This window comes from Pseudomonas sp. UBA5706 (assembly GCF_002419965.1).
GTDB lineage: Bacteria > Pseudomonadota > Gammaproteobacteria > Pseudomonadales > Pseudomonadaceae > Aquipseudomonas.
Genome location: NZ_DIHC01000060.1, coordinates 172545 through 187460, shown reverse-complemented (window position 1 = coordinate 187460; position 14916 = coordinate 172545). Strand labels below are relative to the sequence as shown.

Sequence of the window (14916 nt, the reverse complement as noted above, 5' to 3'; positions counted from 1 at the left end):
AACGCGCGGCGCCCTGCCACGATCTGCCGACTATCATCGGACAGGTGCAAAACGTAGGACACACATGCAGTACGACCCCGAAACACGCATCTCTCCTATATAAAAGCCAAGCCAAGCGGAGTACCACAGATGGCGTTCTTCACCGCAGCCAGCAAGTCCGACTTTCAGCACCAACTGCGAGCGGCACTGGCTCAGCACATCAGTGAACAGGCACTGCCACAAGTGGCGCTGTTCGCCGATCAATTCTTCGGCATCATTTCCCTCGATGAACTGACCCAGCGCAGGCTTTCCGATCTTGCCGGTTGCACCTTGTCAGCCTGGCGTCTGCTGGAGCGTTTCGAACACAGCGCACCGCAAGTGCGGGTATACAACCCTGATTACGAACGCCATGGCTGGCAATCCACCCATACTGCCGTTGAAGTGCTGCATCACGATCTGCCGTTCCTGGTGGACTCGGTCCGCACTGAGCTGAACCGCCGCGGCTACAGCATCCACACCTTGCAAACCACCGTATTGAGTGTGCATCGCGACGAGAAGGGCCAGTTGGTCGAGCTGCTGCCAAAAGGCTCCAGCGGCGAGGGTGTGCTGCAAGAATCGCTTATGTACCTGGAAATCGACCGTTGTGCCAACGCTGCCGAACTGAACGTGCTGGCTCGTGAGCTGGAGCAGGTGCTGGGTGAAGTGCGTGTCGCGGTTGAAGATTTCGAGCCGATGAAATCCAAGCTGCATGAGCTGCTGGCGGGTGTCGATGCGGTCGAATATGACGTCGACCCGGACGAAAAGGCCGAAGTCAAAGTGTTCCTGGAGTGGTTGGTGGACAACCACTTTACCTTCCTGGGCTATGAAGAGTTCACCGTTGATGCCGGCGCCGATGGCGGTCAGCTGAACTACGACCAGTCGTCTTTCCTGGGTTTGACCAAACTGTTGCGCGCGGGCCTGTCCGCCGACGACCTGCACATCGAAGGCTATGCGGTGAATTACCTGCAGGAGCCAACCCTGCTGTCGTTCGCCAAGGCTGCGCACCCGAGTCGCGTGCACCGTCCGGCCTACCCGGACTATGTGTCGATCCGCCAGATCGATGCCAGCGGCAAGGTCATCAAGGAATCGCGCTTCATGGGCCTGTACACCTCCTCGGTGTATGGCGAAAGCGTGCGGGCAATCCCGTATATCCGGCGCAAGGTCGCCGAAGTCGAGCGCCGTTCCGGGTTCGATGCCAAAGCGCACCTGGGCAAGGAACTGGCACAAGTCGTCGAAGTGCTGCCCCGCGACGACCTGTTCCAGACCCCGGTGGACGAGCTGTTCACCACCGTCATGTCTATCGTGCAGATCCAGGAGCGCAACAAGATTCGCGTGTTCCTGCGCAAGGACCCGTATGGCCGGTTCTGCTACTGCCTGGCCTACGTGCCACGCGATGTCTACTCCACCGAAGTCCGGCAGAAAATCCAGCAAGTGCTGATGGAGCGCCTGAAGGCCAGCGACTGCGAGTTCTGGACCTTCTTCTCCGAGTCGGTACTGGCCCGGGTGCAGCTGATTCTGCGTGTGGACCCGAAGGTCACCCTCGACATCGACCCGCAGCAACTGGAAAACGAAGTCATCCAGGCCTGCCGCTCGTGGAAGGACGACTACGCAAGCCTGGTAGTGGACAGCTTTGGCGAGGCACAGGGCACCAATGTACTGGCCGACTTCCCTAAAGGCTTCCCGGCCGGCTACCGCGAGCGTTTCGCCGCTCACTCGGCTGTCGTCGACATGCAACACGTGCTGAGCCTGTCCGAAGCCAATCCTCTGGTCATGAGCTTCTATCAGCCATTGTCGGGCGATAAGGCGCAGTTGCACTGCAAGCTGTACCACGCCGATACGCCACTGGCGCTGTCCGACGTGCTGCCGATCCTGGAAAACCTCGGTCTGCGTGTGCTGGGCGAATTCCCGTACCGCCTGCGTCACACCAAGGGGCGCGAGTTCTGGATTCATGACTTCGCCTTTACCTATGGCGAAGGCCTGAAGCTCGACCTGCAGCAGCTCAACGACACGCTGCAGGACGCTTTCGTCCACATCGTGCGAGGCGAGGCCGAAAACGACGCGTTCAACCGCCTGGTGCTGACTGCCGGTCTGCCATGGCGTGATGTGGCGCTGTTGCGTGCCTATGCGCGCTACCTGAAACAGATCCGTCTGGGCTTCGACCTGGGCTACATCGCCAGCACCCTGAACAACCACGCCGACATCGCCCGTGAACTGACCCGTCTGTTCAAGACCCGCTTCTATCTGGCACGCAAGCTGTCAGGTGGCGATCTGGACGACATGCAACAGCGTCTGGAAACGGCCATTCTTTCGGCCCTGGACGATGTTCAGGTGCTCAACGAAGACCGCATCCTGCGTCGCTACCTTGATCTGATCAAGGCGACCATGCGCACCAACTTCTACCAGACCGACGCCAACGGCCAGAGCAAGAGCTATTTCAGCTTCAAGTTCAACCCGCGCCTGATCCCTGAGTTGCCCAAGCCGGTGCCGAAATTCGAAATCTTCGTCTACTCGCCACGGGTCGAAGGTGTGCACCTGCGCTTCGGTAACGTCGCTCGCGGCGGGCTGCGCTGGTCCGATCGGGAAGAAGACTTCCGCACGGAAGTGCTGGGCCTGGTAAAAGCCCAGCAAGTGAAGAACTCGGTCATCGTGCCGGTGGGCGCCAAGGGCGGCTTCCTGCCGCGTCGTCTGCCGACCACCGGCACCCGCGACGAGATTCAGGCCGAAGCCATCGCCTGCTATCGCATCTTCATTTCCGGCTTGCTGGACATCACCGATAACCTGAAAGAAGGCGCGCTGGTGCCGCCGGTCAACGTCGTGCGCCATGACGACGATGACCCGTACCTGGTGGTGGCCGCGGACAAAGGCACCGCGACCTTCTCCGACATCGCCAACGGCATCGCCATCGACTACGGCTTCTGGCTGGGCGATGCGTTCGCCTCCGGTGGTTCGGCAGGCTACGACCACAAGAAAATGGGCATCACCGCCAAAGGCGCATGGGTCGGTGTGCAGCGCCACTTCCGCGAGCGCGGCATCAATGTTCAGCAGGACAGCATCAGCGTGATCGGCGTCGGCGACATGGCCGGTGACGTGTTCGGTAACGGCTTGCTGATGTCCGACAAGCTGCAACTGGTGGCGGCTTTCAACCACCTGCACATCTTCATCGACCCGAACCCGGATCCGGCCACCAGCTTTGCCGAGCGCCAGCGTCTGTTTGATCTGCCGCGTTCGGCCTGGACCGATTACGACACCAGCATCATGTCCGCAGGCGGCGGGATCTTCCCGCGTAGCGCGAAGAGCATCGCCATCTCCGCGCAGATGAAAGAGCGCTTCGACATCCGCGCCGACAAACTGACCCCGACCGAACTGATGCATGCGCTGCTCATGGCGCCTGTGGATCTGTTGTGGAACGGCGGTATCGGTACGTACGTCAAGGCCAGCTCCGAAAGCCACGCCGATGTTGGCGACAAGGCCAACGACGCCTTGCGCGTCAACGGCAACCAGCTGCGCTGCAAGGTGGTGGGCGAGGGCGGCAACCTTGGCATGACCCAACTGGGCCGCGTCGAATTCGGCCTGCTGGGTGGCGCAACCAACACTGACTTCATCGATAACGCCGGTGGTGTTGACTGCTCCGACCACGAAGTGAACATCAAGATCCTGCTCAACGAAGTGGTGCAGGCCGGTGACATGACCGAGAAGCAGCGCAACCTGCTGCTCGAAAGCATGACCGACGAAGTGGGCAATCTGGTACTTGGCAACAACTACAAGCAGACCCAGGCGCTGTCGCTGGCGGCCCGCCGTGCCTACGAGCGGATTGCCGAATACAAGCGTCTGATGAGCGACCTGGAAGCCCGTGGCAAGCTGGATCGCGCCATCGAGTTCCTGCCGGCCGAGGATCAGATTGCCGAACGTGTTTCCGAGAAGAAAGGCCTGACCCGTGCCGAGCTGTCGGTGCTGATCTCCTACAGCAAGATCGACCTCAAGGAAGCGCTGCTTGAATCCCGCGTACCGGATGACGACTACCTGGCGCGCGACATGGAAACCGCATTCCCGCCTTCATTGGGGGCCAAATTCTCGGAATCCATGCGTCGCCACCGTCTGAAGCGTGAAATCGTCAGCACCCAGATCGCCAATGATCTGGTGAATCACATGGGCATCACCTTCGTCCAGCGTCTCAAGGAGTCGACGGGCATGAGTGCGGCCAATGTGGCCGGTGCGTACGTGATCGTGCGGGACATCTTCCACCTGCCGCACTGGTTCCGTCAGATCGAGGCGCTGGATCACAAGGTCCCGGCTGAAATCCAGCTGGCGCTGATGGATGAGCTGATGCGTCTTGGCCGTCGTGCCACACGCTGGTTCCTGCGCAGCCGTCGCAATGAACTGGACGCGGGGCGTGACGTTGCGCATTTCGGTCCGCACATCGCGGCGCTGGGTCTGAAACTGGACGAGTTGCTGGAAGGCGCGACCCGCGAGGTCTGGCAGGCGCGTTATCAGGAGTATGTCGAGGCGGGTGTGCCTGAGTTGCTGGCACGAATGGTGGCGGGCACAACGCACCTGTACACGCTGCTGCCGATCATCGAAGCGTCGGATGTCACGGGTCAGAATGCGGCGGACGTGGCCAAGGTGTACTTCGCCGTGGGCAGTTCGCTGGATGTGACCTGGTATCTGCAGCAGATCAGTGCACTGCCGGTGGAGAACAATTGGCAGGCCCTGGCCCGTGAGGCGTTCCGTGACGACATCGACTGGCAGCAACGGGCGATTACCGTTTCTGTGCTGCAGATGGCCAATGGTCCTGCGGATGTGGAGGAGCGCTTGAATCTTTGGCTGGAGCAGCACCTGCCGATGGTTGAGCGCTGGCGCGCGATGCTGGTGGAACTGCGGGCGGCGAGTGGCAATGATTATGCGATGTATGCGGTTGCCAACCGTGAGCTGCTGGATCTGGCCATGAGTGGGCAGACTGCTGTGGTTTGATGGGTTTGACCGAGCGGTAAAGAAGAAGCCCTGCGTCGAGAGATGCGGGGCTTTTTTATGGGTGTTGGGCGCGCTGGGTTTTGTGTGTATATCCCGTATCTGGGGTGCCGCTTATTCACCGTTCCGCCCTTACGGCAGGTCACTTATCTTTCGGGAGAAGTAACCAAAACCCTGTGCTCCTGGCTTGGCTCCTCCTGCGTCGGAGTTCCTTCACGCAGGCGACGCTCCGTGGGCCCGCCGCCATCGGCCATCCCATGGCCGGGGCGGCTCTCGCGGCATCCATGCCGCTCGGCTTCACTGCGCGCTGCCTGCGTTCGGCCTGCACCCAAGTTGCGATTGGCGGAGTCTGGGCTATCGCGCGGGAAAAGCAGAGCAAGCAGAGTAGAGACGAAGCGAAACACGTGGGCGCTTTGCGCTTTGGCTCATTCCCTCGCTCTGGGTGGGAATGGCAGATGGGGCGCCCTGTGTCCGTTGACGCGAAGCGTCAATCGTTGCGGCACCACGCGCAGCGCGGGAACGATCCAGGGGCGTTGATCATCGCAGCCGGGCCATGCTGATGGCGTCGACGTATACGCCGTCGCGCACCGCGTAGTTGCGTAGGCGCCCTTCGGTTTCGAAGCCGAACTTGCGGTATAAGCCCAGCGCGGCTTCGTTGTCGGCGAAGACGGTCAGTTCCACCCGGTGCAGGTTCATCCAGTTGTCAGCGACTTCAAGCACGGCGGCCATCAGCTTCGATCCAACCCCCTTGCCTTGCCAATCCAGCGCAACGCCCATTCCGAGGCTGCCTACGTGGCGTTGCCGGATGCGGGAATACTGCTCCAGCCCAATGTTGCCGATCACCTGACCCTCATGCAGGGCGACGAGCTTGACGGCTCGCTCATCACTGGCCGCCAGCCGTTTGCGCCAGACGTCGGGAGACTGATAGGGCATTTGCAACACCTGACGGCAGACCTCCGGGTCGCTATAAAGCGCTGTGACGCCTTCGATATGCACTTCGGTGAAGCGTTGGATCACGATCTGGGTAGAAGCGGGATTCACTGTATTCGTCCTTTGAAAACAGATGGCGTGCCAGTGTAATGGCGGGTTGTACGTGTAGTCACCAACGCATCAGCTTTCGAGAGTGGGTCGAGTGTGGGCGGTTCCCCCTTGAGACGCGACTCATTCCACATATCCCTACTAACAGTGCCACCGTATTCGCTGCCTTCGTAACCTCCGACGTCTGCCACAGCGATCGCTCCCAGCTCTCAGGGCTGGCGTTTTTGGTTACTTTTAGTGCTTTTCGAACGTTACTCGCCGAAGGCAAAACAGTTCGAACATCAGGACGAGCCCTAATCCGCCACACTGCTGATAACGGATAGACGCACTGTCCCAACCGCTAAACCGCACCCCAAAAAAACCCCGCCGAAGCGGGGTTCTTTCAACGCAGTGTTTCGATCTTACGCTTGAACGACCGGAATATTGGCGTTCGCAGCGGACTCGCGGAACTCGGCAATCTGATCGAAGCTCAGGTACCGATACACATCGGCAGACATGCTGTCGATCTTGCCCGCGTACTCCATATATTCCTCGACCGTCGGCAAACGACCCAGGATCGACGCCACGGACGCCAGCTCAGCCGAAGCCAGATAGACGTTCGCGCCATCACCCAGACGGTTCGGGAAGTTACGGGTAGAGGTCGACACCACGGTGGCGTTTGGCTCGACACGTGCCTGGTTACCCATGCACAGCGAGCAGCCCGGCATTTCCATGCGCGCGCCAGCCTTGCCGTAGATACCGTAGTAGCCTTCCTCGGTCAGTTGGTGAGCATCCATCTTGGTCGGCGGCGACAGCCACAGACGGGTTGGAAGCTGGCCCTTGACCTGATCCAGCAACTTGCCCGCCGCGCGGAAGTGACCGATGTTGGTCATGCACGAACCGATGAACACTTCGTCGATCTTCTGGCCAGCAACGCTGGACAGCAGACGGGCGTCGTCCGGGTCGTTCGGCGCGCAGAGCACTGGCTCTTTGACGTCGGCCAGGTCGATCTCGATGATTTCAGCGTATTCGGCGTCGGCATCGGCTTCCAGCAGCTCTGGATTGGCAACCCAGGCTTCCATCGCCTGAGCACGGCGTTCCAGCGTACGTGGATCACCGTAGCCTTGCGCGATCATCCAGCGCAGCAGGGTGATGTTGGAGTTCAGGTACTCGGTGATCGACTCTTTCGACAGCTTGATGGTGCAACCGGCAGCCGAACGTTCTGCCGAGGCATCTGACAGTTCGAAGGCTTGTTCGACGGTCAGGGTTTCCAGACCTTCGATTTCCAGGATGCGACCGGAGAAGGCGTTTTTCTTGCCTTTCTTCTCGACCGTCAGCAGGCCTTTCTGGATCGCGTAGTAAGGAATCGCGTGAACCAGGTCGCGCAGGGTGACGCCCGGTTGCAGCTTGCCTTTGAAACGAACCAGGATCGACTCGGGCATGTCCAGCGGCATGACGCCGGTGGCTGCGGCGAACGCGACCAGACCGGAACCGGCCGGGAACGAGATACCGATCGGGAAACGGGTGTGCGAGTCACCACCGGTACCGACGGTGTCCGGCAGCAGCATGCGGTTCAGCCAGCTGTGGATGATGCCGTCGCCCGGACGCAGCGAAACGCCGCCGCGGGTCATGATGAAGTCAGGCAGGGTGTGGTGGGTCTTGACGTCGATCGGCTTCGGATAAGCAGCGGTGTGGCAGAAGGACTGCATCACCAGATCGGCAGAGAAGCCCAGGCACGCCAGGTCTTTGAGTTCATCACGGGTCATTGGCCCGGTGGTGTCCTGGGAACCTACGGTGGTCATCTTCGGTTCGCAGTAGGTGCCCGGACGGATGCCGTCGGTGCCGCATGCCTTGCCGACCATCTTCTGCGCCAGGGTGAAACCCTTGGTGCTGGCAGCCGGTACTTCAGGCAGTTTGAACAGCGTCGAAGGTGGCAGACCCAGCTCGGCGCGCGCCTTGCTGGTCAGGCCGCGGCCCACGATCAGCGGAATACGGCCGCCAGCGCGGACTTCGTCCAGCAGCACTGGGGTCTTCAGCTCGAAGGTGGTGATCACTTCGTCGCTGTCGTGCTTGGTGACCTTGCCTGCATAGGGGTAAACGTCAATCACGTCGCCCATGTTGATGTTCGAGACATCGAATTCGATCGGCAGTGCGCCTGCGTCTTCCATGGTGTTGTAGAAGATCGGAGCGATCTTGCTGCCAAAGCAGAAGCCGCCAGCGCGCTTGTTCGGGACGTTGGGGATGTCGTCGCCGAAGAACCACAGCACCGAGTTGGTTGCCGATTTACGCGAGGAACCGGTACCGACCACGTCACCGACGTAGGCGATAGGGAAGCCCTGGCCGCGCATCTCTTCGATCTGCTTCATTGGGCCGATGGCGCCTTGTACATCCGGCACGATACCCTCGCGGGCCATTTTCAGCATGGCCAGGGCGTGCAGCGGGATGTCAGGACGGGACCATGCATCAGTCGCAGGCGACAAATCATCGGTGTTGGTTTCGCCGGTGACCTTGTACACGCGCAGGCTGATCTTTTCGGCCAGGGTAGGGCGCTTCTGGAACCACTCGCCATCTGCCCAGGACTGCAACACGCCTTGAGCGTGTACGTTGCCGTTCTTGGCCTTTTCAGCAACGTCATGGAAGGCGTCGAACATCAGCAGGGTGTGCTTGAGTTGTTCTGCGGCGACCGGTGCCAGCTCGGCATCGTCCAGCAGGTCAACCATGGTCACGATGTTGTAGCCGCCCTGCATGGTGCCGAGCAGTTGTACCGCGCGCTTTTTGTCCAGCAAAGGGGAAGAGACTTCACCCTTGGCCAGTGCGGAAAGGAAACCGGCCTTGACGTAGGCTGCTTCGTCGACGCCAGGCGGAACGCGGTTGGAGATCAGATCGAGCAGGAAAGCTTCTTCGCCAGCCGGTGGGTTTTTCAGCAGCTCGACAAGGCCTGCGGTTTGTTCGGCGTTAAGCGGCTGGGGCACGATACCCTGGGCGGCACGCTCTTCGATGTGTTTACGGTAGGCTTCAAGCACAGTATTACCCTCATCAGTGGTCCCAAATGGGTGTCCGGGACGCTCATCCAGAAAAGGTCCGCAACCGTGCTCGTTAAAACTTTTTGGGTCTTTGGGCAGGCAGCTGACGATTCCCAACAGAAGCTGTTTTCAAAGTTTTACGCCTGCGTGGCGGTTCTGGAGGAGGGGACGCAGGCGGACCTGCGTCTTAGAACCGTACTGCGGGGTAGGCTCCCGTTATAGAGCCCTGACTGTGCTCGTGACGCTTTGAAAACAGCTTCCAACGGACATTGGCGCCTTAAAAGGCCCGGTGATTCTACGGTAAAAAAAAGGTAAAGGTAAGTTAGACCCTACATCTTCGGGGGTGTACCCCGTTAGACAAAGGGCTAACATGGCGACGTGTTTCGTCCGTTGCCGTGTTCCCCACCATGCCCAATCACATCATCAAGACGCCCTGCGTGGGCTTGTGTTCTACCGTCTACGGCGACCTCGTTTGCCGCGGTTGCAAGCGTTTTCACCATGAAGTGATTCATTGGAACGGCTATAACGAGGACGAAAAGCGCGCGGTCTGGTTGCGTCTTGAACAACTGCTGGTCCAGGTAATGGCGGCCAAGGTCGAGGTGTTTGACACAGACAAGCTGCGCCAACAGCTTGAACAACGCAAGATCCGTTTCGTGCCGCAGCAGTCGGAATATTGCTGGGCCTACCAGTTGATCGCACGAGGTGCGCGGGCGATCAACAACCTTGAGGCCTATGGAATGGTCTTGCTGCCCGAATTCCGCAACTGGGGACTGCCTGAGTTGCGCGATGCCATTGATCGGGAATTTTTCCTGCTGTCCGAAGCGCATTACGAGCGCTACATCGCGCCCGGTTTTCTGCAAGACGCCCTTCAGCCAGCGACGCCCTGATCAGTCTTCGACAAGTGCGCTCAGAATCCGATAGGCAGCGTCTATGCGTGCTGCGTTGGGGTAGCTCCTGTTGGCCAATATCACGATCCCGAGCTGCTTCTGCGGGATAAACGCGATGTAGCTCCCGAACCCTCTGGTGCCGCCTGTCTTGTTAATCCACACATCCGTGCGCGGTGCTTGCGGCGGCTCGATGGCCGTCACAGGTGTGGCGTTGTAGATCATGTCCGCCGCATTGCCCCGCTGCAGCGCGTCCAGGCTGACGGGCATAGGATATTGTTCCCAGATCAGGCCCTGAATCATGCCCCCCGCCTGGAAGTAGCCGGTATGGGTGTCGGTAATCGCCTGCTGAAGCTTCTGGTCGATCTTCACCTGCTGCATGTTGGCCTGCATGAAGCGGGTCAGGTCGGTGGCGCTGGATTTGATCCCGTAGGCCTCCGAGGACAAAACGGCCGTTGCCATGCGTACAGGCTCGTCTGTTGTGGTGTAGCCCTGGGCGTAAAGGGGGAGTTTTGCTTCAGATACCCGGATATAGCTGTTTTTCAGTCCCAGCGCGGGAAACAGGTGATGCTCCATCAGTGTCACGAAATCCATGCCCGTCGCTTTGGCGGTGATCAGGCCCAATGTGCCGATACCCGGATTGGCGTAGGTGCGACATGTTCCTTGCGCGCAGCTCGGTTGCCACGCCTGGAAATAACTCATCAGTTGCTGTTCGTCGCGGATGCTGTCTGGCACTTGCAGTGGCAGCCCGCCAGTCGTGTGGGTGCCGAGACTGAGCAGCTTGACGTCTCCGAACGGGTGGTTATTCAGGGATGGCAGGTATGTTCGGGTCTTATCGACGAGGGATAACCTGCCGTTGAGTTGAGCGTATGTGGCGGCAGTAGCGGTGAACGTTTTGCTGATGGAGCCCAGTTCGAACAAGGTGTCTTCGCTGACGGGTTGGCGGGTCGTCTTCGACGCGATCCCATAATTTAAAAAGTGGGGCTTACCCCCTACTACGAGGCCGACGGACATTCCGGGAATCGCATATTGCTTGATGACCGGCTGCAACGCAGAGTCCACAACGGCTTTTATCCGGTGCGGCGGATGACCGGCGGCGTGGCTGGCTGTTGCCATGGAGCACGCGAGCAAAGCAGCGCTGAGCCATGGGCTGACGTAGTGAAGTTTGGACATGCGGAGTTCCGAGGCTTTTTCGACGGGGGGCATTATCCTCGTGCTTACCGAAAGGCCTCCAGCGCATGACTTCCTAAAATGTTGTAAGAGCCTTCGCTTTTGCTTCATTGAACTTGAACACCCGCAGACCCCGGGATTTGCAGCGTAAGAAACGTCGCCATGATCGGGGTCAACGGCTTTAGAGATCACGAGACTGGTTCTGCGCCCCGAGGCCCGTATAATGCTGCGCCTTGCCCATCCAGCCATTCGTGAACCTCATGCAGATTTATCCGGAAATCGACGCCTTCCTGCTTTGCCCGACCCCCGACGCCTGGGTCCAGGCAGCCTTGCAGAACTTGGATATCCTGCTGATCGACCACGCGAACAACGAAAAGAAAGCGGCCGGCGCGGCGTTCCAGTTCATGTTTCAGTACAACGACAAGTTCGATCTGTTGGCAAAGATGTCGCGTCTGGCCCGCGAAGAACTGCGACATTTCGAACAGGTGATTGGCATCATCAGGAAGCGCGGCATTCCGATGGCCAATATCAGTTCGGCCCGCTATGCCGGATCACTGCGCAAACGCGTGCGCAACCACAACCCATATCGCCTGACCGACGCGCTGATCGTCGGCGCCATCGTCGAGGCGAGATCATGCGAACGCTTTGCCGCTCTTGTGCCGCATTTGGATGCCGATCTGTCGAAGTTCTACGCCAGCTTGCTCAAATCCGAAGCCCGGCATTTCCAAGACTACCTGAAGCTAGCTTACCTTTACGGCGATGAAGCGGATGTCAACGCCAAGATCGAGGAAATCCGCCTGGCCGAGCGCGAATTGATCGAAAGCACGGATGAGGATTTCCGCTTTCACAGTGGTGTGCCCAGGGGATGAGTCAGGGGCGGTAGGGCAGCACAGGGAGGGTGCAGTCAGCTCACGCGCTGGATGACATAGCTGCTTTCGAAATGGCGCACGCAGCCGATCACATGGAAGCCCTTGAAGTAACCGGCGGCCCTGAGCAGGTCGACCGCTGGTCCGACTTCTGGCGAGTGCAGGTAATCGCCATAGTCGTCGAATACGATGAATCCCCCCGGCACCACGGTGGGGGAATACAGCAGGAAGTCGAGCAGGACGTTGCGCCCGGCGTGCCCGCCGTCGATATGCAGCAGTGCAACTTTAGGCGAGAGGCCGTAGAAACGCTCGGCACACAACTGCGAATAACCTCTGAGTATGTGTGCGTCTGGGAGAAATGCGTTTTTGTAGTGGCTGAATTCTTCGAGCTGGTTGGGCAGTTCGAAAGGGTCAATACCGATGACACGGCGTTCGTGATTGCAAACCTCGTTCATCAGTACCAGGGATTTACCCTTCCAGACACCAATTTCGACCACATCACCCGGTATCCCTTCGATTAGCAATGCGAGATAACCCAACAGCCGGACATGATCGTGGAACGACAGCTCGCGGCGCGGCATGGCGTGTTCGGCAGGCAGCACAGCCTGTGCTTGTTCGAAACGTGCGCCGATCAAGTCCCAGACCTGCTTCACACTTTCGTTGAGGTCCGGATTGCCAATGAAATCGTTGAGGTCTTGGAGAGTAATCATCTGTTTGACGGCTTCACATGAGAGCATGCGCGCAGCGCGGGTACGCTGGGTCTTTGCGACAGCCAGCGCCGGTAGATGATAGGCGCCGAAGAGGCAAAGGGAAAGTTGCCGCCACGCTCACATTTCGGGGCAAGCGAATGTCCATGAGCGGGTCCGAACAGAGGGTCTGTTCGCCCGAATGAAAGCCCGCCCGAGCAGCGGTTTCTAAAAAATGTTTCATTGTGTGTTTACTGCCTAGGCAGTAATATCCGCGCAACTAACTGCCTAGGCAGATAATTGGTGGTTATCAATGGCCCATTTCACTCCCGAGACTTTCGATGACAGCCTGTTGGGCATGTTATTGGGACGTACCGAAAACCTGAAAAACCGCATTCTCGACAAGCACCTTGAACCGCATAGCCTTACGGCACAGCAGTTCAAGGTGCTGATCATGATTCGCCGATTTTGCGCGCAAACGCCGGCGGACCTGTGCCGCATGCTCTCGCTGGACAGCGGCTCAATGACGCGCATGCTCGATCGTCTGGAACAAAAAGACCTGCTGACCCGTACGCGGTCTGAAGCGGATCGTCGTCAGGTGCGTTTGGCGTTGACCCAAGCCGGCCAGGCGTTGTCGGACTTGTTGCCCTACGTAGGGGCTCAGGCGATGAATGAGATGGTTGGCGTGCTCGAACACAGCGAGCTGGCCACGCTTGAAAAGATCCTCACCAAGATTCTGGTTGCTTCGGCGGACCCCATTACGCTCGCCCGGATGGCAGGAAAATGAACATTCGAATCCAGCAGGGCTCGGCCTTGCGTACATCGTTGAGCCTGGTATTCGTCGCGCTGGTCGTGGCTGGCTGCGCCAGTTCCAGAGGCTTGAACACCGAGGGTGTCGGTATCGATGCCAATAATCTGCAGGCTGAACAAAGCTTCAAAGGCATCGATCTGTCGCCAGCGTCCTGGCCAAAGCGTGATTGGTGGACCAGCCTGGGCGATCCACAACTGGACGCCATGATCACCGAGGCGCTGCGTGATAGCCCGGACATGCAGATTGCCGCCGCGCGGACGCATCAGGCCAATGCCGCAGCCGATGCCGCCGATGCCGATCGCATGCCGACCGTTGAGGCCGACGCCAGTGTCAGCCGCTCGCGTCTGGCCAAGGATCAGGACCCGACGGGCCAAGGCGGCCGCTACAGCACCTTGCGCAGTCTGGGCGCCAGCTTTAATTACAACTTCGACCTATGGGGTGGCCAGCGTGCTGCCTGGGAAGCGGCGCTGGGGCAGGCCCGTGCCTATGAGATCGACCAGCAGGCCGCGCAGTTAACCCTCGCAGCCGACGTTGCCCGAGCCTACAGCGATCTCGGACAGGCCTATGTCGTACGCGACCTGGCCGCCGATGACCTCAAGCGTACCCGGCAACTGCTGGACCTGGGCGAGCGTCGCTTCAAGTCCGGCATCGACAGCGAATATCAGTATCAGCAAAACCAGAGCCTGGAAGCGGGCTCCCGCGAAGCGCTGATCGACGCCGACAAACGTCTGCGTACAGCGAAGATCAGCCTCGCGGTTTTGATGGGCAAAGGTCCGGATCGCGGCGAAGCGCTTACCCGGCCGAATGTACTCAGGCCTGCCACGGTGGCATTACCTTCGGTGGTGCCCGCCGAGTTGCTGGGGCGCCGCCCGGATCTGGTGGCAGCGCGCTGGCGGGTCGAGGCGGCGAACAAGGACATTGCTGCCAGCAAGACCAACTTCTATCCGAACCTGAACCTTGGCGCTTCGGCGGGCGTGGAGTCGTTGCTCGGTGACGCAATGTTCGGTTCGGCAGGCCGCTTCTTCAACGTTGCCCCCACCGTTTCGCTGCCGATCTTCGATGGCGGTCGCCGCCGCGCTGATCTCGATGCGCGGGATGCCGACTACGACCTGGCGGTCGCGCAGTACAACAAGACCCTGGTGCGGGCCTTGGGCGATGTCAGCGACAACATCGGCCAGCTGCACGCCATCGGCGGCCAGATCGATGCGCGTCAGCAGGCCACCGATGTCATTCAGAAGTCCTACAACACCGTCGTTCAGCGTTATTCCTCGGGGATAGGCAACTACCTCGATGTGCTGACCGTCGAGCAGCAATTGCTGCAGTCGCAACGCCAACTGGCTGATCTCAACGCGGAACGAATCGATCTTTCGATCCAGTTGATGCAGGCCCTGGGGGGAGGCTTCGAAGAGAGCAAGCCCGGCGATAACGCCGCCCCGGCCGTCCCCTCAACTGCTTCGCTGACTCATTAAGGTAATC

9 protein-coding genes are annotated in these 14916 nt (G+C 59.6%); 5 read left to right on the top strand and 4 right to left on the bottom strand.

Features of this window, described 5'->3' with window-relative positions; all coding sequences use genetic code 11:
- Positions 1 to 129 precede the first annotated feature (129 nt).
- Positions 130 to 4986 carry an NAD-glutamate dehydrogenase gene (locus tag B3I26_RS27575; protein WP_296262579.1) on the top strand — a complete coding sequence of 1619 codons (4857 nt, stop codon included), beginning with the start codon at positions 130 to 132 and terminating at the stop codon, positions 4984 to 4986.
- A 534-nt stretch (positions 4987 to 5520) separates the two neighbouring features.
- On the opposite strand, the gene B3I26_RS27570 is transcribed toward B3I26_RS27575, so the two are convergent.
- Complete coding sequence (locus tag B3I26_RS27570; RefSeq protein WP_296262578.1) at positions 5521 to 6024, bottom strand: GNAT family N-acetyltransferase; 504 nt, start codon at positions 6022 to 6024, stop codon at positions 5521 to 5523.
- Positions 6025 to 6422: 398 nt separating this feature from the next.
- Positions 6423 to 9023, bottom strand: a complete 2601-nt coding sequence (acnB, locus tag B3I26_RS27565; RefSeq protein WP_296262577.1) for a bifunctional aconitate hydratase 2/2-methylisocitrate dehydratase — start codon at positions 9021 to 9023, stop codon at positions 6423 to 6425.
- A gap of 407 nt (positions 9024 to 9430) precedes the next feature.
- On the opposite strand from acnB, the gene B3I26_RS27560 reads away from it, so the two are divergent.
- The gene (locus B3I26_RS27560) at positions 9431 to 9910 is read left to right on the top strand and encodes a DUF1289 domain-containing protein (protein WP_296262576.1); all 480 of its coding nucleotides are present in this window, start codon (positions 9431 to 9433) and stop codon (positions 9908 to 9910) included.
- On the opposite strand, the gene ampC is transcribed toward B3I26_RS27560, so the two are convergent.
- Positions 9911 to 11080, bottom strand: a complete 1170-nt coding sequence (gene ampC, locus B3I26_RS27555) for a class C beta-lactamase (protein WP_409521994.1) — start codon at positions 11078 to 11080, stop codon at positions 9911 to 9913.
- A 257-nt stretch (positions 11081 to 11337) separates the two neighbouring features.
- On the opposite strand from ampC, the gene B3I26_RS27550 reads away from it, so the two are divergent.
- Positions 11338 to 11946 (top strand): tRNA-(ms[2]io[6]A)-hydroxylase, encoded by a 609-nt coding sequence (locus tag B3I26_RS27550; RefSeq protein WP_296262574.1) that lies wholly within the window; start codon positions 11338 to 11340, stop codon positions 11944 to 11946.
- Between the two features lie 35 nt (positions 11947 to 11981).
- Here the strand turns inward: B3I26_RS27550 and B3I26_RS27545 are convergent, their stop codons facing one another.
- A complete protein-coding gene (locus B3I26_RS27545) occupies positions 11982 to 12653 on the bottom strand; it encodes a class I SAM-dependent methyltransferase (RefSeq protein ID WP_296262573.1) in 672 nt (223 codons plus the stop codon).
- Positions 12654 to 12942: 289 nt separating this feature from the next.
- On the opposite strand from B3I26_RS27545, the gene B3I26_RS27540 reads away from it, so the two are divergent.
- Positions 12943 to 13416, top strand: coding sequence for a MarR family winged helix-turn-helix transcriptional regulator (locus B3I26_RS27540; protein WP_296262572.1), 474 nt, complete (start codon positions 12943 to 12945; stop codon positions 13414 to 13416).
- Positions 13413 to 14909, top strand: a complete 1497-nt coding sequence (locus B3I26_RS27535) for an efflux transporter outer membrane subunit (RefSeq protein WP_296262571.1) — start codon at positions 13413 to 13415, stop codon at positions 14907 to 14909. The genes B3I26_RS27540 and B3I26_RS27535 overlap by 4 nt, the downstream gene beginning before the upstream one ends.
- Positions 14910 to 14916 lie beyond the last annotated feature (7 nt).

Coding starts and splice junctions, on each gene's coding strand:
- B3I26_RS27560 (WP_296262576.1), top strand. CDS start 9,431: ATGCCCAATCACATCATCAAGACGCCCTGCGTGGGCTTGTGTTCTACC.
- B3I26_RS27545 (WP_296262573.1), bottom strand. CDS start 12,653: ATGATTACTCTCCAAGACCTCAACGATTTCATTGGCAATCCGGACCTC.
- B3I26_RS27575 (WP_296262579.1), top strand. CDS start 130: ATGGCGTTCTTCACCGCAGCCAGCAAGTCCGACTTTCAGCACCAACTG.
- ampC (WP_409521994.1), bottom strand. CDS start 11,080: ATGTCCAAACTTCACTACGTCAGCCCATGGCTCAGCGCTGCTTTGCTC.
- B3I26_RS27540 (WP_296262572.1), top strand. CDS start 12,943: ATGGCCCATTTCACTCCCGAGACTTTCGATGACAGCCTGTTGGGCATG.
- B3I26_RS27535 (WP_296262571.1), top strand. CDS start 13,413: ATGAACATTCGAATCCAGCAGGGCTCGGCCTTGCGTACATCGTTGAGC.
- B3I26_RS27550 (WP_296262574.1), top strand. CDS start 11,338: ATGCAGATTTATCCGGAAATCGACGCCTTCCTGCTTTGCCCGACCCCC.